General features: G+C 50.6%; 20 protein-coding genes and 1 pseudogene. 6 read left to right on the top strand and 15 right to left on the bottom strand.

What is annotated here, in order from left to right; genetic code table 11:
* Nucleotides 1-71: 71 nt before the first annotated feature.
* A pseudogene (locus tag EV294_RS17565) lies at nucleotides 72-1,504 on the top strand (DEAD/DEAH box helicase).
* A 69-nt stretch (nucleotides 1,505-1,573) separates the two neighbouring features.
* Here EV294_RS17565 and EV294_RS17560 read toward each other — a convergent pair.
* Together EV294_RS17560 and EV294_RS17555 are read right to left on the bottom strand one after the other, a co-directional pair.
* Entirely contained in the window at nucleotides 1,574-1,879 is a 306-nt protein-coding gene (locus EV294_RS17560; protein WP_015844352.1) for a DivIVA domain-containing protein, read from the bottom strand.
* Between the two features lie 164 nt (nucleotides 1,880-2,043).
* A complete protein-coding gene (locus tag EV294_RS17555) occupies nucleotides 2,044-2,370 on the bottom strand; it encodes an L-rhamnose mutarotase (RefSeq protein WP_132309049.1) in 327 nt (108 codons plus the stop codon).
* A 214-nt stretch (nucleotides 2,371-2,584) separates the two neighbouring features.
* Here EV294_RS17555 and EV294_RS30330 point away from each other — a divergent pair, with 214 nt between their 5' ends.
* The gene (locus tag EV294_RS30330; protein ID WP_165930719.1) at nucleotides 2,585-2,731 is read left to right on the top strand and encodes a hypothetical protein; all 147 of its coding nucleotides are present in this window, start codon (nucleotides 2,585-2,587) and stop codon (nucleotides 2,729-2,731) included.
* A gap of 42 nt (nucleotides 2,732-2,773) precedes the next feature.
* Here the strand turns inward: EV294_RS30330 and EV294_RS17550 are convergent, their stop codons facing one another.
* Nucleotides 2,774-4,042 carry a TolB-like translocation protein gene (locus tag EV294_RS17550; protein ID WP_132309047.1) on the bottom strand — a complete coding sequence of 423 codons (1,269 nt, stop codon included), beginning with the start codon at nucleotides 4,040-4,042 and terminating at the stop codon, nucleotides 2,774-2,776.
* A complete protein-coding gene (locus EV294_RS17545; RefSeq protein ID WP_132309045.1) occupies nucleotides 4,039-5,022 on the bottom strand; it encodes a VanW family protein in 984 nt (327 codons plus the stop codon). Before EV294_RS17545 ends, EV294_RS17550 begins: the two co-directional genes overlap by 4 nt.
* A 109-nt stretch (nucleotides 5,023-5,131) precedes the next feature.
* On the opposite strand from EV294_RS17545, the gene EV294_RS17540 reads away from it, so the two are divergent.
* A complete protein-coding gene (locus tag EV294_RS17540) occupies nucleotides 5,132-6,280 on the top strand; it encodes a hypothetical protein (RefSeq protein WP_132309043.1) in 1,149 nt (382 codons plus the stop codon).
* A 59-nt stretch (nucleotides 6,281-6,339) separates the two neighbouring features.
* Here EV294_RS17540 and EV294_RS17535 read toward each other — a convergent pair whose 3' ends face one another.
* The 4 genes from EV294_RS17535 to EV294_RS17520 form a co-directional block, all read right to left on the bottom strand.
* On the bottom strand, nucleotides 6,340-6,846 hold the full coding sequence (locus tag EV294_RS17535) for a LysM peptidoglycan-binding domain-containing protein (RefSeq protein ID WP_132309041.1): 507 nt from the start codon (nucleotides 6,844-6,846) through the stop codon (nucleotides 6,340-6,342).
* An 87-nt stretch (nucleotides 6,847-6,933) separates the two neighbouring features.
* Complete coding sequence (locus tag EV294_RS17530; protein ID WP_132309039.1) at nucleotides 6,934-8,001, bottom strand: glucosaminidase domain-containing protein; 1,068 nt, start codon at nucleotides 7,999-8,001, stop codon at nucleotides 6,934-6,936.
* 299 nt (nucleotides 8,002-8,300) lie between these two features.
* A complete protein-coding gene (locus tag EV294_RS17525; protein ID WP_132309037.1) occupies nucleotides 8,301-8,918 on the bottom strand; it encodes a PadR family transcriptional regulator in 618 nt (205 codons plus the stop codon).
* Nucleotides 8,919-8,923: 5 nt separating this feature from the next.
* On the bottom strand, nucleotides 8,924-10,501 hold the full coding sequence (locus tag EV294_RS17520; protein WP_132309035.1) for an MDR family MFS transporter: 1,578 nt from the start codon (nucleotides 10,499-10,501) through the stop codon (nucleotides 8,924-8,926).
* A gap of 167 nt (nucleotides 10,502-10,668) precedes the next feature.
* Here EV294_RS17520 and EV294_RS17515 point away from each other — a divergent pair, with 167 nt between their 5' ends.
* On the top strand, nucleotides 10,669-11,502 hold the full coding sequence (locus tag EV294_RS17515) for a sugar phosphate isomerase/epimerase family protein (protein ID WP_132309033.1): 834 nt from the start codon (nucleotides 10,669-10,671) through the stop codon (nucleotides 11,500-11,502).
* 58 nt (nucleotides 11,503-11,560) lie between these two features.
* Here EV294_RS17515 and EV294_RS17510 read toward each other — a convergent pair whose 3' ends face one another.
* The gene (locus tag EV294_RS17510) at nucleotides 11,561-12,574 is read right to left on the bottom strand and encodes an SDR family oxidoreductase (protein WP_132309031.1); all 1,014 of its coding nucleotides are present in this window, start codon (nucleotides 12,572-12,574) and stop codon (nucleotides 11,561-11,563) included.
* Nucleotides 12,575-12,696: 122 nt separating this feature from the next.
* Here EV294_RS17510 and EV294_RS17505 point away from each other — a divergent pair, with 122 nt between their 5' ends.
* The gene (locus EV294_RS17505; protein WP_132309029.1) at nucleotides 12,697-13,728 is read left to right on the top strand and encodes a ParB/RepB/Spo0J family partition protein; all 1,032 of its coding nucleotides are present in this window, start codon (nucleotides 12,697-12,699) and stop codon (nucleotides 13,726-13,728) included.
* A 169-nt stretch (nucleotides 13,729-13,897) separates the two neighbouring features.
* On the opposite strand, the gene EV294_RS17500 is transcribed toward EV294_RS17505, so the two are convergent.
* Nucleotides 13,898-15,121 (bottom strand): MFS transporter, encoded by a 1,224-nt coding sequence (locus EV294_RS17500; RefSeq protein WP_132309027.1) that lies wholly within the window; start codon nucleotides 15,119-15,121, stop codon nucleotides 13,898-13,900.
* 147 nt (nucleotides 15,122-15,268) lie between these two features.
* Here EV294_RS17500 and EV294_RS17495 point away from each other — a divergent pair, with 147 nt between their 5' ends.
* On the top strand, nucleotides 15,269-15,469 hold the full coding sequence (locus tag EV294_RS17495; RefSeq protein WP_132309025.1) for a hypothetical protein: 201 nt from the start codon (nucleotides 15,269-15,271) through the stop codon (nucleotides 15,467-15,469).
* 5 nt (nucleotides 15,470-15,474) lie between these two features.
* On the opposite strand, the gene EV294_RS17490 is transcribed toward EV294_RS17495, so the two are convergent.
* The 5 genes from EV294_RS17490 to EV294_RS17470 form a co-directional block, all read right to left on the bottom strand.
* The gene (locus tag EV294_RS17490; RefSeq protein WP_132309023.1) at nucleotides 15,475-16,410 is read right to left on the bottom strand and encodes a glycerophosphodiester phosphodiesterase; all 936 of its coding nucleotides are present in this window, start codon (nucleotides 16,408-16,410) and stop codon (nucleotides 15,475-15,477) included.
* A 123-nt stretch (nucleotides 16,411-16,533) separates the two neighbouring features.
* Complete coding sequence (locus EV294_RS17485) at nucleotides 16,534-18,201, bottom strand: thiamine pyrophosphate-binding protein (RefSeq protein WP_132309021.1); 1,668 nt, start codon at nucleotides 18,199-18,201, stop codon at nucleotides 16,534-16,536.
* Between the two features lie 26 nt (nucleotides 18,202-18,227).
* Nucleotides 18,228-20,018, bottom strand: coding sequence for a GAF domain-containing sensor histidine kinase (locus EV294_RS17480; RefSeq protein ID WP_132309019.1), 1,791 nt, complete (start codon nucleotides 20,016-20,018; stop codon nucleotides 18,228-18,230).
* Between the two features lie 22 nt (nucleotides 20,019-20,040).
* A complete protein-coding gene (locus EV294_RS17475; RefSeq protein WP_132309017.1) occupies nucleotides 20,041-20,937 on the bottom strand; it encodes a GGDEF domain-containing response regulator in 897 nt (298 codons plus the stop codon).
* Nucleotides 20,938-20,958: 21 nt separating this feature from the next.
* The gene (locus tag EV294_RS17470; RefSeq protein WP_132309015.1) at nucleotides 20,959-22,005 is read right to left on the bottom strand and encodes an HD-GYP domain-containing protein; all 1,047 of its coding nucleotides are present in this window, start codon (nucleotides 22,003-22,005) and stop codon (nucleotides 20,959-20,961) included.
* Nucleotides 22,006-22,052 lie beyond the last annotated feature (47 nt).

Here is a 22,052-nt window from a genome sequence, read left to right as displayed (position 1 = left end):
CCGATTATAACACTATCAAGTACGATTCCGGGTATAATGAACAAGAGAATATGAAGCAGAAGAGGTTTGAGATGACGGTATTTAAAGGATTAAGCAAGGAAATTACGACTGCATTGAGCAGCCTAGGCTTTGACACCCCAACGGAGGTGCAGGCGAAAGTCATACCCGTCGCGCTTGAGAAAAAGGATCTGGTCGTCAAATCGCAAACCGGCAGCGGCAAAACGGCGGCTTACGGCATTCCGCTCTGCGAGCTTGTGGAATGGAACGAGAATAAGCCGCAAGCTTTAATCCTGACGCCAACCCGCGAGCTGGCGGTTCAGGTCACGGAAGACATCGCCAATATCGGACGGTTTAAACGAATCAAAGCGACGGCGCTTTACGGGAAATCCCCTTTCCATATTCAACGGGCTGAACTAAAGCAACGGACGCACATGGTAGTAGGGACGCCGGGACGGGTGCTTGACCATATCGAGCGAGGCACGCTCGCGCTGGACAGACTGGCTTACTTGGTCATTGATGAAGCCGACGAGATGCTGAATATGGGCTTTATCGAACAAGTCCAATCGATTATTCAGGCATTGCCAAGTAACAGGGTAACGATGCTGTTTTCCGCCACCTTCCCCGAGGATGTCGCCAAGCTGTCACGGCGGTATATGGACAAACCCGCGAAAATCGAGATTCAGGCGAGCGGACTAACAACGGCAACCATCGAGCATTCCCTTATTGAAATAAAGGAAGCGGATAAGCTGACCTTGCTTCGGGACGTACTTGTCGTGGAGAATCCGGACAGCTGCATTATTTTCTGCCGGACCCAAGAGAATGTCGACAAGCTGTTCCGGTCGATGGCCGAACTCGACTATCCATGCGATCGCATCCACGGCGGTTTGGAGCAGGAAGAACGTTTCGAAGTGATGAATGCGTTCAGAAGAGGCCAATTCCGCTATTTGATTGCTACGGATGTAGCTGCAAGGGGGATCGATATTACGAATATCACCCATGTCATTAACTACGATATCCCGCTGGAGAAGGAAAGTTACGTGCACCGTACGGGACGCACGGACGCGCCGGCAAGAACGGAAAGGCGATTACGTTCCTGGCGCCTAATGACGGCAAGCGGCTGGCGGAGATTGAAGACTATATTGGCTTCGCGATCCCAAGGGTGCAGGCTCCTTCCGAAGTAGACGTTGGCCAAGGACTTGACGATTTCCAACGCAAAATCAATGTCGGGGTTGAATTGAAAAAAGACCGCCGCGAGCAGCTGAACAAGCAAATTATGAAGCTTAACTTCAATGGCGGGAAGAAAAAGAAATTCAGGGCGGTAGACTTCGTCGGAACCATCGCAAAGCTCGAAGGGGTAACGGCTGACGATATCGGAATCATTACCATACTCGATCATGCGACCGATGTTGAGATTCTGAACGGAAAAGGATCGCTGGTGCTTGAGCTGATGAAGAATACGACGGTAAAAGGCAAGCAATTAAAGGTACGCAGAGGAAACAAATAAATCCCGTTCGCATACAAAAGCCGCTTCAGCTCTATCGGACATAGAGCCAAGCGGCTTTTGTATCTGCGATTAGAATACGCGCGGGCGAAGCGTTTCTCTCTTTTCCCCGAATACGCGCTGCTCCAGGTCTTCCAGACGGCGTTTGATCATGAAATAATCGAAGGCTTCCTTGTCCTTCATTAGTTCCTTATGTATGTTCGCCAGGTCAGCTTCAAACTTCACGATCAGCTCCTGCATGCGGCTGTAGTCCTTGATGATCTCGTCGAGGAACTCATCCACCTGCTCTTGGCTGTAGCCTCTCATTTTTTTCTCAAACTGCTTAGCATGTATGATTTGTGCTGTTAATTGAATACCGTATTGACTCAACTCGCTCATGGTATAAATGCTCCTCTCAAAACTCGATAAAAATGACACCTAGTCTATATAATACGACGATTTTCGACTTTCTGCAAAGCCGCTCTCTTCCAGGTAACGAAAAAAGGCCGCTTAACGCTAAATCGCGTCAAGCAGCCCTAGAAAATTCGACTCATGATTACCGGTTATTTCAGGTAAAAGACTTCTCTTAACGGACGAATCGGCTCGGCTTCGCGGAAGTCGAACGATCCCTCCACCATTTGAGAGGTGATGGCGTTCCAACGGTTGCACGCTTCGCTCTCGGCGATTATGCCGAACGCCTTCTCGACATCGTCGCATTCGAAGCAGTAGAAAAACTGATTGCCATTTTGAAAGATCGAATAATTCCGGATGCCCGCTCGCGAATGCTCTTCCATGATCTCAGGCCAAGGGGCCAGATGCATGGCTACGTATTCCTCAAGCATTTCCTCTTTGATTTTCCAGGTCCAAGCGAATTTATTGCTGTTCTCCATTTGCTACCTCTCCTTCTTTCGCCTTCGTTGCAGAACGCCAATCTTTCCCTTCGTTATGAAGACGTTTACAAAAATGCTGACAGGTTCAATAGTAGGCTATCCATGTCATGGTGTAAAGAGAAGATTTTTCACGCGATATTTGAATCGGCCAGCGGGCAATCTAATGTCGCCACAGGTTGTAGGCGCCATTCTATCGCAGGGAGGAATAACAAACATGTCGCATAATAAACGACGCTCTTTCCAAGGTAAAATGCATGCACTGCAGTTCAACTCGCTGGAAGCTGAAAATAATGTGGCGGGGTCAACGGACCGGAACCGCAACCAAAAAGGCCATGTTCCGAACAGCCCTTCGACAGGCTAGATGTTCCGTTACCCATTAAGGCAAATGAAAGGAGGAGCTCCGTCATGGGAGCTCCTTCGTTCGCTTGTTCAAATAACCGATCATGTCGCTCCAATTCGCCCTGCCGTAATAATCTTCGGCAACCGTCAGCTTTGTGAGCCAGGATAAAGACCGTCTTGCGCCCGGTTTGATGAGCTTGACTTCCGCGGAGCCTTGGCCGGATTGCACAAATGCAATCATCCCGTTGGTCATGATGGTTGGGGCATAATCGCCATAGCCGTCGATGCCTCGCGTCAGATTTTTGCTCTGGCCTGAACGAAGATTGACCTTCGCCAGCAATGGCAACGATCTGTCCTCTTCATCGCCCGACCAGGCCGCATCTTTCCTTCGGGACACAATAATCGCTTCGTCGCGATCCCATGTAAAATCGTTATCGGCATAGCCTTGAGGCGTCAGCACCCGCTTCTTCAACGCAGGGACATCCTCCAGGATCGTCAGCTTTTTGTTTGATGTCGCTTCCCTTCCCGTGCCTTCGATGAAGGCTAGCTGGCCGCTTGACGGCGCCCATTGAAACCAATCGGAATAGCCAAGCATCTGTCCGGCTTTCACAAAGCTCTGGCCGTCAGAAGACAATAGGATCAAGGTGTTGGCATCGGAAGACAAGGAAGCGGTTGGCTTCGCGATAAACGCGATCCATCTTCCGTCCGGCGACCATTTGAACGGGCTTGTCTGAATGGCGAAAAAATCATCCGATTGCGCGGGCAGCCGGTAAAACAGCTGCTTCGTCCAGGAACCGGCCGAACCGTTAGGCTTTAATACATACAGCTCAATCGGTGCCCAGCCGCCTTCCGGCAGCAGCTCAGCCGCTGTAGACGCAAGCAGTCCGCTGCCGTCCGGCAGCCACGAGAACTCCCCTGCATTGTCCATGATATGGTCCTGCGAATGGTCGCTTGGCCGGTCAGCCGACATCACGCTGAGCGTTCTTCCCGACAAGATGGCCACTCGATTGCCGTTTGGGGCCCATTTGGCATTGGTGCCTTCTCCCAGCTTGCGCATCCCGCCGGTTGCGGCTTCGTAGGTCCACACTTCCGGCCTGTTCTCATTCCGGAGGAAGGTCATCCATTTTCCGTCCATCGACCATTGGGGGCTCCGGATATATTCTTCCTTCGTCAGAGGCTTCTGAACCTCATCAATGGCCAGCCATAAATTATTGGTCCGGATAAAAGCAGCCTGCAGCGCTTCCCGTTCCCCTTCTGCCGCTGCGCTGGTCGCAGAAAGCAGAGACGAGCTGACAACAGCGGAAAGGATTAATGCGGTTAATTTTTTGATCACGGCAGCAATCCCGTCCCTTCATTACTATCATGATGCTGGGATTTGAACGCAACTTCCTCGGGCAGCTTCTTCGACATGCTCGGGATATCCCTGTGCTTGTATTCAATAAGCTCGGAGGAATAGACGGACACAAAGACACGTCCCCCGCCGGCAAAGGCCCGAATCAGTACCGGCTGATTGTATTGGTTCTTGAATACGAAATCCGGCCCGTCCCAGCTGACGGTAGCATCCCGCCCAGGCATCACGTATGGCACATGCCGGCTATGCGAATACCGCTGGATGATTGTGAGCCCCGCGCTGTCAATGGCATTGAATAATGTGGAAGACACCTGGCAAATGCCTCCTCCCACTCCCTCTGACAGTTCGCCGCGGACGATTATCGGCGCACTCATATACCCCTTCTCGGGGGTTCTTGGCCCTACGGTACGGTTAAACGAGAACGTCTCGCCGGGAAAAACAACCGTGTTCGATATCGCTTTTGCAGCCAAGGAAATGTTATGGGAACGGTTCTTATTGCTGCTGTTGTAATAGGTGACATAGTGGCCAATCGCTTTTTCTTTAATGCTGGCAAGCAGCTCGCTGTCTACCCTCGCGTGCATGTGGGTTATGGGTAGCTCAATGGTCGATGGCTTGTTGTTAAAGAAATAGCCGTAAAATTGCGTGGCAAATTGATCGCGGTCCAGCTGATAACCCGATTGTTCAGGTACGATCGTCCCCCTATCGCCGATATAAGCGTTTACCGGCGGCATGCTGATTCTTTTATCCAGCTTGGACAACAGGCTATCGAACTTCCCGGTATCCAGAAAGGATGTTCCCGGAAGACCGTATTCCTCCCGCTTAAGCTGGGCTAGCGGTTGTCCGCGGAATTCGATGGTTAGATGTTCTGGCACGATATAAGGCAGCTCGGGCTGTACGGGTTGTACAGGTTGCTGCTGCAGCAAGATAGCAAGTCCGGCTATCCAAATTCCGTTAAATCCCATTCTTCACTTCTCCTATCGTCACATAAGCGCTATTTAAGCCGAGAATAATAATGGACAAGGGATAGTATGGTTCGCAGAAGCTTCAATTATTTAGAAACGGGAGGAAAATATGCTTTTTAAGCGATTTAAGCGTGTTAGGACGTGCATAACGATCGTGCTTGTATTCGCCCTTGCTTGGATTCCGGAAGATCGTCTCCATGCAAGGTCTGCTGTGATGAAAGAAGCAGCCGACGGTCAATCCGTTCTGCGATTAACCGTCAAATCAAGTCCTGACGCTGCCTTCGAGGACCATGAGAGGATAAAAGATCCGGATATCGTAAGCGCCGTTTATTCTCCGAATTGGCAAGCATCCAATGAAATCCCGCGTTTCTCGGATCTGTATATTTCCCGGGAAGGCTTCTCCGTACCTTCATTTCGCGTGGATGTCAGCGGTCGCGTATGGGATGAGACGCAGTCAAAAATGCTTGCTCTACCGGAAAAAGCCGTCGCAAAGCTGCAGCAGTCCGCCGAAGCCTTGCGCGCGCGTCATTACGGACAATTGCTGGATTGGCAGGACGCGGAGAAGCTCTTCTCCAGAAAAGCCTATTTTGTCATAAAGGATATGGAGACCGGGTTATCGTTTCGCGTGCAGCGCAGAGCCGGGCATGATCATGCGGATGTTCAACCTGTAACCAAGGCGGATACCGAAATTATGAAGCAAATTTACAACAAGGGCTGGACGTGGGACAGAAAGGCGATAATCGCGGAGAAGGACGGCCGGCAAATCGCGGCTTCCATGAACGGAATGCCGCACGGCGGAGACGGAATACCGGAGAATGGCTTTTCGGGGCATTTTTGCGTGCATTTCCTGAACAGCTCTACCCATAAATCCGAAAACCCGGATTTGCCTCATCAGCTCATGGTTTACAAGGCTGCAGGTAAGCTTCGGAATTATTTTGCAGACTCGTCCCCGTTTCTCCTTGGCCAAGGCTTGCTTGAAGCCTTGCACCATGAAGAGCCCGAGATGATCCGAATTCTTACGGAAGGCCTGCCCAAAGAGCAGTCGGAGGCGCTGCTTTCGCAGCAGCAGGATTGGCGTTCTATCCGCCGGAAGGACGGCCGTGAATTACCTCGGGAGGAAGCCTGGCTGTCCGAGGTACAGCTGGAGGCTGAGACCTTGCACGCATCCCGTGGCAAACGGCTGGTGCAATTCCACTCCCGATTCGTGCGCATGAGTCCGATCAGCCCGTGGGAGATGAAAGAATTAAACATTTCTTGAAAACAATAACGTCCGCTTCCTTCTTCATCTAGAAGGAGCGGACGTTATTGTTGCCTGGCTTAGAACGGGCCATTTACGGATGTCCCGTGCATATGTGGATTTGCCATATTCGGACTTGTCATGCCAGGGCTCACCATGTTAGGATTTGCCATGTTTGGCTGCACGTTAGGCTGGATATTAGATTGTTGTCCAAGCGATTGCGTTGCCGGTAGATCCATGTACGTTTTATGACAGTACATATTGGAGATTCGCGGAATGACAACCGTTTCCCCATGTTTGAGGGATTTTGGATTCGCGATATGCAAGTTGGCTTCCTCTAGCAGCGTGCTTGGGATGTTGTACGCGTGGGCGATCTGCTCCATCGTATCTCCCGCCTGCGCTTGGTGATGAGCATAGTAGTAGTTGCGGTCGTCCTCCCGGATAAAAGGGAAAAAGAACGGCGAGAAAAAGAAGAACGGGAACAGAAAACGACCTGGGAAGAAAGGATGCGGGAAAGGCCGGAACGGTGGACGGAATCCGCCGCCAAAGCCGCCGCCGCCAAAAGGAACAAAACCTCGATTATCCATCTTGATACCTCCGTCATATAGTCATTTGACTATATAACTTATTGACGCCTGGGCTAAAAGGTTCCTGTTTCCCGTTAAGTCGTTATGTTAAAGCTTCTTATAATCGCGTTTCATAATATTCATAACCAGACTCGCCCATTTGGGATTGGTCGGGCAATATTTTCTCGCTACCTTGTCAATCGTCGTGTAGCCTTTACCAACGTAATTTTTTGCCAGCAGCTGGCCGAACTTTCGGACGCTGTCGCCCTTCGTTTCGAAGGCGAATGCTCTGTTGTATTTATCGCTGTCGATTGCGTTTAGGCCAAACAAATTGTTTTTCTTCTTAGCCAGCGTACTCTTGCCATTTCCGCTTTCGAGCTTCATGACGGCAATGGTGAAGTAAGCGTTAATCCCGTATTCCTCTTCCACTTCGAGAACGGCCTTCTCCAAACCGTGATTCGCAAGCGCCGTTTTTTCGAACAGCTTCGCAATATGTTCTTCCGTCAGCCCCGAATCCGATTCCACCGCGGATGTTGGCTTTCCGGGATCGGAAGGCAATGGTATTGCTTTGGCAGGCTTAATCTCCAACGTATCGTTAAGCGGCGGTTCCGCAATTGTATTCGCTTTCGCCAGTACTTGGACCTCAAGTTTCTTTTCGGCAGCCGGGGCAGACTTGACTTCCAGCTTTTCCGCATAACGCCCATGGACAAAGCCTTGATCCTTCAATGCCAGCCATCCGTTATCCGTTGCGTGGTCCACCTCGATGGTGTCCCCTTGCTGAAGCACTTGAATTATATTGGAGTCTGCATCCGGCTTCTCGCGGACGTTGAGGTAAAACGCGGTTACTGCGTATGTAAGAATGGGCGGTTCTTGCACAGAGGGCTGCGCGGCTGCGCTATGTATTTCGGGGAGGGTACTTGGCTCGGGTTCCGTCAGAACAGCTTCTTGCCTTTCTATAGGCTTTATTTCAGCGGCTTCCGGCAGTTGCGGCGTGAACAGCTGCAAAGCGTCACTTACCACGATATTGCCGTCTGCAATGGATAAATGAGCAGTAGATAAATCATGCGTTACTTCAGCAGACACTTTATTTGAAGGTAAAAAACGCGTGCTCAAGGTCATGAACAAAGCTATACAAAGTACATATACGAGCACTTTTGAATTGATTTTTGTACGCATCGTTACACCTCTTCCCTCGTTTTTGTAAATCAGACATACCTGCTGTGGTATAGGTTAGATTGTACATAGGAGGATTTGAAAAACGTGTCAAATATCCTGCGCGGCTTGCTTGTTTCTTTGTCGGAGCTTCATGCCAAACTTTGGCCGAAAAAGCGGATTCGGAGCGGATGCCGTCCATTCGAATCGCTTTGACCACAATACGCACGAAAAAGTCGCACCCATCTGACTCGATCCGCGAAAATTAGTAAAATAAAAACAAAAGAACCGCATCAGTGTGCGGTTCTTTAGCTTTATTTGTACTATTCTTCCGGCATTTGAGGTCCGGGATGAGATTTGAGATACTGCTCGATCTGTTCAAGCGTCCAGCTTGGCCCTTGAAGAAGGGTGCCGTTCCTTGCCTGCTCCAGCAGCTCCAGCAGCCACTCCTTCTCCGCCTCCCCGAATTTCTTGACTCCGTTAATCATCATGCCGGAGCCGGCCGGAAGAAAGGTTCCTTTGATCTCCAGCACCTTTTCCATGCGTTTAATACGCTCTTCGCAAGCTGCCAGCTGCTTCAGCAGCAGGTGCTCGAGCAGCTCCTGATCGCCGTAACGAATGAAAGGCAGCGCGAGGAACAAGGGATGCTGCGGATACGAAAATTGGCTGAGCTGATCGTACAGCAGTTTATGGAATGCTTTTTTGCCTTCCTCCGTAATCCGGTAAATCGTCTTGTCCGGGCGGTTATCGCCCGGAACCGCTACAATCTCAGCCGTTTCTATCAGGCCGTGGTCCCGCAGCTGGTCTACGGCGTAATACAAGGAGCCGTCGCGCAGCTTGAACGATTCATTCCAGTTCCGCTGCTTAATCGTTTGTCTTATATCGTAAGGATGTCGGTCTCGTTCCATTAGAAGCCCCAATATTAACAGCTTCATCGACATGGTCCTTATCTCCCAGAGAACGATGGCTCCGGCTTGCCTGCATCGTCTTTGGCTTGCGCCTGATTCGCCTGATTCGATTTTGCAGGAAGCTCAAGTCGCGCGCGTCCCATCAGAATCGCGAATACAAACGCCAGTACCGGCAAAATAACATTCCACTGGAAAATAAACAGAATGGAATCGGACAGCTTGCCAAGCAGAATGGTTACGAAATCCGCGGGCAGCCCCATTTTGGCCTGAACCGTCGGATCAAGCAGCGCCTGTCCGCCTTTGATCTGCGCAGCCATTTCCGGCTTGATGCCCTGTACGTCTTGCAGCGAGTTTTGGAAATGCGTTTTTTGCATGGCGCCAAACACGGTAATGCCAAGCGCGGAACCGATTGTGCGGAAGAACGTGATCAAAGACGACGCCGAACCCTTGTATTGCGGAGGAACGGAGTTCAAGGTCGAGATATTCAGCAAGGAGAAGGATACGCCGATACCCAGGCCAATGATAACCATAAATACGGTAATCAGAGCACGGCTCGAGGTGGCATCCATCACATACCCAAGCAAATAGGTGCCGATCATCAATACGATCGATGAGGCGATCATGACGTCGCGGAAACGGACTTTGTTCGCAATCCGGCCGCCGATTTGCGCGCTCACAACAACGCCCAGCATCATCGGTGTCAGAACCGTGCTTGTGCTTGTGGCCGACAGATGAAATACGCCCTGCATGAACAGCGGAATATAAGTAGCGACGGCAATCATAATGCCGCCGTACAGCAGGCTGATCATCATGCTGCTCGTAAACAGCTGCTTCTTGAACAAGGTCAACGGGATGATCGGATCCTTCGCCATTTTCTCGACAAACAGGAAAACAACGGCCAGAATGCCCGCACCCGCAAGCAGCGAGATGGTTTTGAACGAATCCCATGCCCAGCCGTCGGTGCCGCCAAGCTCGAGACCAAACATCAGGAGCAGGACAGCCGCCATCAGAATAACCGCACCGGCCCAGTCAATCACTTGCTTCCGGTGGTTTTTCGATTCCTGATAGCCTCTCATGATAAAGATCAGAGACAAGATCCCGATTGGAACGTTGATGTAGAAAATCCAGCGCCAGCTGATATTGTCGGTAATGGCACCGCCCATAATGGGACCGAATACGCTCGAGATGCCAAACACCGCACCAAACAGACCCATCATCTTGCCGCGCTTCTCCGGCGGGAACAAATCGAAGATGATGGTGAAGACAATCGGCATAATCGCGCCGCCTCCGATACCTTGGATCGCACGGTAAATAATCAGCTGCGTCATGTCGGTTGCCGTACCGCAGAGAATGGAACCGATCAAGAAAAAGATCAGGCCTGAAATAAAGAACCGTTTCCGCCCGTACATGTCGGACAGCTTGCCGAAGATCGGCGTTGCGACCACCATTGCGATCATATAAGCGGAATAAACCCATACGAATTTATCCATGCCGCCAAGCTTCTCGATGATCTTAGCCATCGCCGTCGATACGATCGTCTGATCGAGCGCCGACATAAACAGGCCAAGCAAAAGGCCCGCGATTACTAATTTGACACTACTTTTTTTCGCGTCCATACAAACTTCCCTTCTGTAGTCATTTGACCTTACTCAAATTTGATTACCCTAACTTATTATACTCAAATTTGAGTGATGATCAATCCCTAACAGGAATAAATTTATTGTTAAGGGATCTGGTGTATAATGGCAGAGTGAAAACAATCGATAAGGTGGGATTTGTACATATGTCTTATTTGTCGTTAAGCACCTGGAGCCTGCACCGCAATCTCGGCCCGCTGCGCTGGACCGTATGGAACGAAGAAACCGGCACTCACGACACGTCCGTTCAAGAACAGCCGTTGTTGCATTCTCTGCTCGAGCTTCCCGCGGAAGCAGCGGGTCGCGGATACCAAGCCGTTGAGGTCTGCCACTTCCATTTCCCGTCCGTCGAACCGGAGTATCTGGCACAAGTAAAGCAGGCTTTTGCGGCAGCAGGCTTGTCCTTCGATACCTTGCTGCTTGATTACGGCGATATTACTTCCTCTAATCCAGCCCGGGTGGAAGCCGATATGGCTTATATCCGCAAGTGGATCGAGACAGCTTCCTTAAGCGGAGCGAAGCAGATCCGGGTTGTGGCAGGCGAAGCAGATCCGACGGATGACGAAGCCATATCGAAATCCGCAGCCAGATTGGCCGAGCTTTCGGAATACGGCCGCACGCTTGGCGTCAGGGTCATCACGGAGAACTTCAAGGCGCTCACCTCCACTGGCGCAAGCTCCATGAAGCTGCTGGATCAATGGGGCGAGCAAGCTGCTACGATCACGGATTTCGGCAACTTTAAAGGTGAGCTGAAATACGAAGAAATTGCGCTTACGACTCCGCTCAGCGTATCGGTCCATGTCAAGCCCCAATACGACGGCAACGGAATTCCGGATGAAACCGAGCTTCGCCGCTGCCTGGACACCGTCGCTTCCGCCGGATTTAACGGTGCTTATGTGTTGATCTACGACGGTCCGGGCGATATGTGGGAAGGCATGGAGCGAGTGAAAAGGATCGTCTCCTCCTATCTGGCTGTATAGACAGAGAAAGAAGCGATACGGGGGAATCCCTGCATCGCTTCTTTTTTCTTGCAACAAACTACCCATTTATGTTCGTATTCGACGAATGCGCCGCAATGATGAGGTCCATCTGCTCGTTCCAGGCCTCATCCTCCGTACACTTCTCCGGATGAGCTTCAAACCAATCAATGGTCCGTTTAATCCCTTCCGCAAACGGCACGGTGGCCGCAAATGCCGGTACAAGCTTCTTGATCTTGCTGTTGTCAAATACCGCGCTTACCGCTTTGTCGCCAAGCAGGCCGCCTTCCAAATCCGGGTCATGGGCGATCAGGAAGTCCGACGAAATATGTACAAGGTTCGGCTTAACGCCGGCGGCGGCGCCAATGGCCTCGTAAATCTGATTCCACGTCAGTACTTCATCCGATGTAATATGGTATGCCTCGCCAATCGCAGTCCGCTCGCCAAGCAACCCTACGAAACCTTTTGCAAAGTCCGAATTATGTGTCATCGTCCATAGGGAAGTGCCGTCGCCGTGAACAATAATCGGCTTGCCCTTGCGCATGCGCGCAACAAGCGAATAAGGATGCGGCCAGCTGTTCAGCGATGCCGGGATCATCGTATCCCCGTACGTGAAGGAAGGACGGACAATCGTCACCGGGAAGCCGGATGCGGCATGTTCCTTCATTAAAAGCTGCTCGCAGGCGATTTTGTCTCTCGAATACTGCCAATAGGGATTTTCCAGCGGCGTTGCATGCTCCGTTATGATATAATGCTGCAGCGGCTTCTGATAAGCCGAGGCCGAGCTGATAAAGATATACTGCTTCGTACGCCCCCGGAACAATTCAATGTCGGTCTGAACATGCTCCGGCGTAAAGGCGATCCAATCTACCACGACGTCAAATTGATAATCTTCCAGCGCTGCCGCGGCGGACTCGGGATCCCGGATATCTCCTGTAATGATCTGCGCGCCTTCGGGTACAAATCCGTCCCGGTTACCCCGGTTGAATAAAAAGAGGTTAAATCCTTTCTGAACAGCAAGCTTGGATACGGCCTGGCTGATGACGCCGGTACCGCCGATAAACAATACATTCATGTCTTATCGCTCCTCCAACCAACATTAATGGCTTACCACAGTAATAGTGTAAAGCTTAAAAGCAACCGGAGCAATGTTTAAGGTATAATAGAAAGATAGAACAATAGAATAGGAGATAAATGATGGATATTGTACAACTCCCATTAACCCAAATCGATGAAGATACGGACCAGCCCCGCTACCAGTTCGACGAAGAAGCTTTGGTCGAGCTGATGCGTAATATTGAGGAAATCGGGCTTCTTTCCCCCATTAAAGTAAGAACGATTGATGGCGGAAGATACAAAATTATTTACGGCAACCGCCGTTATAAAGCCTGCAAACGCCTTGGACTTGCTACGATCCCTTGCATCGTGACGAACATGACCGATGAACAAGAGATCTATTTGGAGCAAATCGCGGAGAACCTGACGCGTCAAGGCTTCTCTCCGATTGAGGAAGCAGAAGCTTTCAATAAGCTGATGACCGATCCGAAGTTCAGCCGATCCGTTAAATTCCTGGCCAGCAAATTCGGCAAACCGGAGTCGTACATAAAGAACAAGTGCGAGCTGCTTAAATTCGGCAACTCGGTTCGGAAGCTTATCATTGGCGGCACGGAAATCCGCAAGGACCGTCTCACGGAGGACCAGCTGCTGCCGCTCAAGGATTTGCCCATGGAGCATCGCGATCCGCTGGCTCTGATTATGGCAAGAGACGAAATGCCGCCTTCGGACGTGAAGAAAATCGCCAAGCTGTTCAAAGACAAGGACATTTCTGCCGCAACAAAAGACAAGCTGCTTTACAAATCCGGTCCCGGATTGCTGGAAACCTGGTCTGTGCAGCAGCATAATAAGGCGGAGAAATCGAAGCCGGCCGAACCAAAGGCGCCTAAGGCGGAAAAGCCGAAGTCTACCGAGACCGAGACAGCAACAACAACTGCAGTCGAGACTATTCCTGCTCCGGTCAGTCCCTACGAGGCCATGGACAAGAAGCTGAATCAGCTCTTGGCTGTCCTGCCCTCTTTCACCCCGCTGCCCAATGAAGCGGCTTTATCCTTGCAGGAACTGAATCCCGAGGAGAGAATGGAGCTGATCAGGCGAATGGAAGCACTGCTGGAGCAATTGCGCAGCCACGCCGAGGAATGGGACAAGCTCAAAAAAATCGCTGCAGCCAATTAATCCGGTAAGCACTTCTTGATATGCCCTTTTCCAGACCAGGAATCGGATAGATAATCCCGAAAATCATCGCAAAAAATGGCCAAATGCGGAAGATCGCGTACAAGACAGCCGCGTTTGGCCTTACGATTCCTGCATTTGATCTGATCATACCTCCCGCCTTCGGTCCGCGTTACGCGCGGTCAGGATCCAACCCCTTTGTTTCCCGGCCAAACAGCATTACCGTTAGCGCGCCAATGACGATCGCAACAAAGAAAACAATAAACACGGCATTAATCGTTGTGCCGTTGTCAATTAACAACCCCACCAGATACGGTCCGATAATCCCTCCGATTCTCCCGAAAGCCGCAGCAAAGCCTACTCCAGTCGAACGAACGCTTGTAGGATAAAGCTCCGGCGTATAAGCATACATAGCCCCCCAAGCCCCCAGATTGAAAAAGGACAGGAAAATGCCCGCTGCAAGAAGCATCCCGGCTGTACTGGCATTACCGAACCATAGGGCGCATACGGCCGTCATAAGCAAATAAATGCCGAGTACCGCTTTTCTGCCTACCCGTTCAATCAAATAAGCAGCCGTAAAATATCCCGGTAATTGGGCTAATGTAATGATAAGCACGTATTGAAAGCTCTTCACGAGCGTAAAGCCTTTCAATACCATTACGGTTGGAAGCCATAGGAACATCCCGTAATAAGAAAAGACGACGGTGAACCATAATATCCACAACGTTACGGTTGCCCGCCGGTAAGGACCGGACCATAGGGAGGACATGCGCTCGCCAAAACGAAGCCTTCTCCTGTCGGCCTGCTCCTTAAAGCGCGGGGAATCTTCGATTGCCCGTCTGAGGAACAACGCATAGACCGCGGGTATAGCTCCGATAACAAGTGCCATTCTCCATCCGAAATGCGGAATAAAGAAGTAGGAAATGAGAGCGGCAAGTATCCAGCCGCCTGCCCAGAAGCTCTCGAGCAGAACAATCGCTCTGCCCCTCACTTCAACAGGCACCGATTCGGATACTAACGTTGATGCAACCGGAAGCTCCCCGCCTAAACCGAATCCCGCCACAAAACGAAGAATAGCCAGAACAGCTAAATTAGGTGCTAGGGCTGACAATCCGCTGGCTGCGGAAAATAAAAGCAAAGTCCAAAGCAGAACGGTTTTCCGGCCGTAGCGGTCGGCAAGCGACCCGGATACCGCAGCGCCAAACGCCATTCCGGTTGAGTTTATCGCGGCAAGCAGACCAATCTGCTCGGCATTTAGGTGCCAATCGACGCTTAAAGCCGCTGCGATAAACGAGACAAGGCCAACGTCCATGGCGTCGAACAGCCAGCTGAATCCGGCGCTTAACAATAATTTACGGTTTTTGGAAGTCCGCCATAATGCTGCAGCCTCACTCATCTTGACCCTGCCCCCCATTCTTAAACTATTCGGTATTTACAATGTGCCCTGGAACGAATGCCAATATGTAACAGGTAAACCGAATGGGACAAATATAATGCGCAATAGGATGGGAAATAGAGATTATCGGAGCTGGAGGAAGCGGAAATGGGAAATAAACAACCGATTGTTATCGTGGTTATTCCAATAGCGGAGGTTAGAAAGTTCATTCTGATCGATATCGTTATCAGTACAGCTGCATACTACGCCCTAATCATTCCCTTTCATTCGTTTATCGCAGCGACAGCCGGAAGCATGACCTTACCCATGCTGATCCGGCGTACGTTAAAGCTGCGCAGCGGACGGTAGCCTGGTCAGTTATTGAGCCACTGGGAAAGAGTATGGCGAAGCAGATAAACATAACTGCTGTTCTGCCGCAGCACTTCGCGGAACCGATCCGGGTAATCCGTGTATATGCCGTCAACTCCCCAGCTCAATGCCCGGTCCATGTTTAATTGATAATTTACCGTATACGGGTAAATGCGAAGACCCGATTTTTGAACTTTATGAACATAAGCAGCATTGATTTTCGGAAAATTAGGGCTGATCCCCGTAGCATATTTTTTGATTTTATTTAAGGAAACGCTGCTGATCCGAGCCGGCGTGTTATACCACATCAGCTGCAGTAATTCGATCCTGTCGTTCATCCGGTGAATTTTCTTTAAGCTCTTGACGTCAAACGACTGGATGATGACTTGATCCTCAAGCCCGTATTGGCGGATGGTCTCTAGCAGCTTTTCTTCAATTCCCGGATTGTAAGGCGAGTCTTTAATCTCCAGAATATAATGGGTTTCTCGGCCGAATGCGGCGAATATCTCGGATAGAGAAGGCACTTGCTGCCTCGCGAACTCTTCTCTTGCATACATCGGATGATGCCGGTTAAACCAGGAGCCGGCATCCAGCTGCTTAATGGCATCAAGGGTCATGGCCCTCACCTTGCCTTTTGCGTCAGTGGTACGGTTAACCGTATTATCATGCATCGCAATGATCTGACCGTCCTTCGTAAGCTGAAGATCAATCTCGATATAGTCCGCTCCCGCTTCAATAGCGCTGCGAAAAGCGGCAAGGGTATGCTCGGGTGCATAACCGGATGCACCGCGGTGGGCAATAATAGCCGCGTGCTTCGCAATCCGCTGGCCGGCCGACACAGCCGGCTGCTCCGCTAAAGACAAGATAAGGATAAGAACTACGGCAACAAGCAAGCCATGCAGCACATAGAAATAAAAGGACGGTATTTCTTTCCTTCGCATTGCTGAACGCCTCCCTTCCCTTGCCCTTAACGTCTCACGGCATTTCCCTTTTTATGCGATTTATCGGCCGGACGAAAAAAAGCTGCCTCCGTATTTAAACGGAAAGCAGCTGTATGGTTTCGATTAATAAGTAGCGCCCTGCAAAAACTTCACGCGTTCGCCCATCGGCGGGATTTCGTTCCCTTCGACGTTAATCTCGATAACGATAGGTCCTTTGGTTTGATCGAACCAGTCTTTCGCAAGCTCCGGCCGAAGTTCTTCCAAGGATTCAGCTTGCGTGTACCGGACGCCAAGCGCTTTGGCAACATCCGCGATGCTTGTGCGCTGCTGGGAGAAATCTTCCAGGCAGCGTCTGTACTGCATCATATGTCCGTGATACACCATGCCAAGGCGGGCATTGTTAATGACGACAAATACAATCGGGAGATTGTATTCCTTGGCCGTCAGCACTTCCATGCCATGCATGAAGAAGCAGCCGTCCCCGGTAATACTGATAACCGGTCGGGCCGGTTCCGCAAGCTGAGCGCCCAGGGCACCGCTAATTCCCGATCCCATTCCGCCAAAGTTAATGTTGATATCGAACTCTTGCGACTCGCGGATCACGAGATTTTGAATCGAGTAGGTCATAAATTCGCCGATATCTACATAATACCTGGCATTGTCTGGCGCAAGCAGATTAAGCTGGCGGATTGCGGCTCTCGTATTCCAGTCCTCCGTCCCCGGACCCGCTGCTTCCAATGCGGCAGCGGCTTCCCTGTAGGCGGCCGAGATCTCCTCAAGCTGCTCCTCCTGTACGCCTGCGGTCAGACGGTCGATCAGTTGCCATACCGCAAGCTCAATGTCTCCGTGCACCGGGTAATCGGTATCGAAATTTTTGCCTAATTCCCGTTTATCATGGTCGATATGAATGATCTGTTTGCCGCTGACAAGCCGCTCGTCCCAACTGCTTGTTGCCGACTCGCCTAATGCGGAGCCAACAATCATTAACAGATCATGATTATCGCCGCGCAAGTAATCGACCGCCGAATCATTGCTCGCCAACCCGTATACGCCAAGAGCAAGCGGATGATTTTCCGGGAAAGCGCCTTTGCCGCGAGGGGTTGTCGCAACGTGCCAGCCGGTCAGCTCGGCGAAACGCCGAACCGTGTCTTTAAATTCCTTGGAGCCGTGTCCAAGCATTAACGCGCCCCGGCGCCCCGCTTTCTTGATGGCTGCTGCCGCGGCTTCAATCTCGTCCGCGCTCGGCTGGACGGGCTGCGTCTGAACCGCCGTCAACGCTTCCGGCTCGCCAATCTCCGTCATTTGCATGTTGATCGGAATCGTAATATGCACCGGTCCGGGAATTCCGCTGATTGCGGTGTTATAGGCTTCGGCCAGAACGCGGGGCAGATCTTCGGGATTAGTGACGGTCTTGCTCAGCTTGGTGACGGAGGCGAAGATCGGGTCCGCATTCAGCTCCTGTCCTCCGCCCTTGCCGAATTTCGTAGTTGGAATTGCGCCCGTCAGGAAAATAACCGGAAGCTTCTCGCGCCATGCATTTGCGGCAGGCGTGACCAGATTCGTTGCGCCGGGACCGCTCGAGCCCACGCAAACGCTTGGAATACCCGTAATTCTTGTATAGGCTGCAGCCATATACCCTGAACTTGACTCATGCTTGGCTACAATGGATGTTAATTCTGGAAGTTCATGCAAGCAATCATACAAAGCATTGATAGAGCCCGCCGGGACTCCGAAAATGTACTTGACCCCTTGACTGACCAAAAATCTTAATCCAGCTTCGATTGCTCTCATCTTATTCTCCTTCTTAACTCTTTCTCTTATTTCTTAACGGTAAATTTGAATACGGAGCCTTCCCCTTCCGTCGATTCAAACGAAATGATCCCCCCGTGCATTTCAATCAGCTGCCTCGATATCGCAAGGCCAAGGCCTGTGCCGTTAATTTGATTGTTCACCTGGTAAAACTTCGTGAAAATATTTTTCTGCTTCTCCACCGGAATTCCTATGCCGGTATCAATCACTTCGATCGTCATCCCGTTGTCTTCCATGTAAGCCTTGATCGTAATCTTGCCTCTTTGCGGGGTAAACTTGATGGAATTGGACAAGAGATTGAGCAGAATTTGCAGAATCCGCTCGCGGTCGGCCCGCATCGTTCTATCCTCGCCCGCGTGGATCTCAACGGCAAGCTCCAGCTTCTTCTTATTGATCAAAGAATCTACGATATGCGTGGCTTCCCGGATCAACTCTTCGAAATCGAACTCCGAATACGTCAGTTCGAATTTCCCGTTCTCCATCTTGGCGAAATCAAGCAGCTCATTCACCTGATTCAGCAGACGCTCGATCGATTTGCCTGCCGTCTCCAGCAGATCGAGCTGGGAGTCGTTCAGCTTGCCCAGCACTTCCTTGCGCAAAATATCAACGGTACCTTTGACGGCCGTGATAGGCGTACGAAGCTCATGGGATAGCGTTGCGATAAAATCGCTCTTCAGCTCATTCAAATACTCGAGCTCCTTCACCAAGCCCTCAAGCTTGAAGTTCGCCTGCTGCAGCTCCATTGAACGAACATTGACCGAATAATCCAGATGCTCGGTATGAATGGCGTTCGCCAGTGCAGTCGCCGTTACATCCGCAATCGACTGGCAGAATTCGATCTCGCCCGGCTCGTATTCACGGCACTTGTTCATGGTTGGGATGACGACATCGCCAAACACGCGGTCTTTTGCAACAAGCGGGATAAGAAGCAGGCTTTTGATGCCGAACATCTCGCAAGCCCGGTGATCCGGACGCGGATCCTTGTAAACATCCGAAATCGCTATCGCCTTTTTCTCCGTAACAACCTCGTAGAACAGCTTGTCCTTATCAATGCTCAGCTTGATATCTTCGCGGTGCCTATTCTTCCATTCCTCCTCCGTTACGCTTACCGAGGAAATATGATACGGCTCGATCGTACGCTCCTTCTCGTTATACAAGTGGATCCCCACTTCATCCGAGCCCGTTGCCCGTTTCATATAATGGAAGCAGGTCTTTAATACTTCGCGCACTGAGAGCGACTTGGACAATGCTTTCGTCGCATCCAGCAGCAGCTGCTGCTTGTCCACGAGATTTTTCGTGTTTTCGAACATCTGGATATTGTGAATGGCGACGCTGACCATGTTGACGAACGCTTCCGTCACTTCGATTTGTTCGCGGGTCAGATTCATCGGCTTCCCGAAATCATGGACGAAGACAACGCCGAATACCGAATCATTCACAATGACGGGAATCCCCAATATGGACTTGATTTTCATCAGCAGCTTCTTATCATCGTCAATCCGAGGATCAAGGTTGGTATCGTCGATGTAGTCGCTTGCTCTTCTCTCCAGAATATCGCAGACAAAGCGATCCTTCTGAGGATCAATCAGAAGCTCCGTAATATCGATCGACATCTTGTTTCCCTTGTACCCGATGAAAGTGCCGTCAGGCTGCTTGAGGAAAAATCCGACCAGATCCGCCTGCGTAATTTCGCTTGCGATGGCGTCAACGAAGACCTGCAAAATATCGGACAGCTCAAATTGCGAATTAATCACTTTCGTCATCAGAAATAATTTCTTAAAGCTCTTTAATTCCATCATAAATTTTCACCTATCCATCCGTTTAATAGATCGTGATCTGATTTTTGCCGCTTTGTTTGGACCGCAGCAAGGCCCGGTCGGCAAAGCCGATGATTTGTTCAAAGGAATAATGGTCAGAGCTCTTCGTAATTCCGATGCTGACTGAAGCTTTCGCGCTCTGTTCCACGAGCGAGCCGATTGCAAGTTCGTTTACCGTCCGGATAATCTCCTGCGCGGTCTCCATTGCTTCCTGTTCCTGCTGCAGCAATACGAGAAACTCGTCCCCGCCAAAGCGGAAGGCAAGATCCTTCTCCGGCGAGATAGCCTTCTGAATAATGGAGGCAATCGCTTTCAGGACTTGATCCCCCACGAGATGGCCAAACGTATCGTTGATGTATTTGAAATTGTCCATATCGATCATCAGCATCGCGCCGTAATCGGCCAGGCTAACCGACGACTCCAACAGTACCTCATTTAAATACATCCGGTTGTACAGTCCGGTTAAAGCGTCCGTATTCGCTCTCTCGGACAGCTTTTCTTTGTCGCTCATCAAGCGCTCCAGCTTCTGCTTTTGTCCCAGGGCATAGCTCACTTTCATTTCGAGCAGATCAAGGTCGTAAGGCTTGGTCAAATAGTCAAACGCGCCAAGCTGCAGGCCTTGCAGGATATCCTTCTTCTGCACGTTGGCAGACAAGAAGATAACGGGCGTATCAAATTCTTCCCGGCTCATCCACTGCTTGCAGACGTCAAAGCCCGACATGTCAGGCATCATTACGTCCAGCAGGACGAGATCCGGACGAATCTCATCGTACATCCGTAATGCCTCAGAGCCGCACTCCGCCGTATGTATGCTGTAATTTAAGGCGTTCAAAAATATACGAAGAATCTGTACATTATGCGGTTCATCGTCTACGATGAGTATCTTTTCACGCAATGACATACTCCAACTCTCTTTCCGATTTCATTCACCTGTAGATATGGTTCTCATCGTCATTTGCTCGTCGATGATCTCAAGGAACAGCATAACGAGCTGTTCGTCAAACTGCGTATTCACGTTCGTAATTAACTGCTTTCGGACTTCCTCGACATGAAGGGTGCTTCGGTAAACCCGGGTTGAAGTCATTGCGTCGAAAGCATCCGCTAGGCTGACGATCCGGACAAGCAGCGGGATTTCATCCCCTTTTAAGCCATCCGGGTAACCTCCTCCGTCAATACGCTCATGATGCCACCTGACAATAGGCAGAATGTCCTTCACTTCCGGCAGGTCCTTCAGAAGCTGGTAGCCGATAGCCGGATGCTGGCGGATAACGTCAAACTCGTCATCGGTTAGCCTGCCGGGCTTCATCAGAATATGATCCGGAATAGCCAGCTTTCCAATATCGTGCAGCAGAGCGGCCAGCTTCAGCAGCTCCAGCTCGGACGGACATAGGCCAAGCTTTTCTCCAAGCAATGAGGAATAAAAGGCGACGTTATAGCAATGGTCCACCGTGAAGCTGTCCTTCATCCGCAGCGTATTAAACAGGCTCTCGTAAGACTGTTCCTTCAGAAATTGCTTGCGGAAATAGATCTTGTCGATGAGCTGGTCCATATGCAGTTTGTTCATTCGGCAAATTTGAAGCTCTTCGGGTGTTAATGATCGCTGAGATTGAAAACAGAGCAGGAGTGTGCCATACGTTGCGTTGCGTTTAATATGGAAGGGATATATCGTGTGGAAAGACGTCTCCGCAAGGGAGATTCCGTCTATCGTATCATCTAGCCGCAGCGGTCTTCCATCCGGAATACGCTCGAAAAATTCAGCCTTTACAGCAAGCTGCTGCAGCTGGCCGGTATCCACCTGCAGCATGTTGTACGAATACGCTGCCGGCTCCTGACGCTGAGAATCTTCCATTAGAAATAAACAAATTTGCTCGCAGCCGATCGTCTCATTTAAAAAATGACCAAGAAGCCCCATTGAATCAAATATGGAGTTTGAGTTAATGACGCTCTTGAAAAATACCGAATTATGCATGCTTCAACCTCTATTTCTCATGAATACATGAAGCTTTAATCCTTATT

This window comes from Paenibacillus sp. BK033, assembly GCF_004345425.1.
Taxonomy (GTDB): domain Bacteria; phylum Bacillota; class Bacilli; order Paenibacillales; family Paenibacillaceae; genus Pristimantibacillus.
This window is presented reverse-complemented; position numbering and strand designations above follow the sequence as displayed.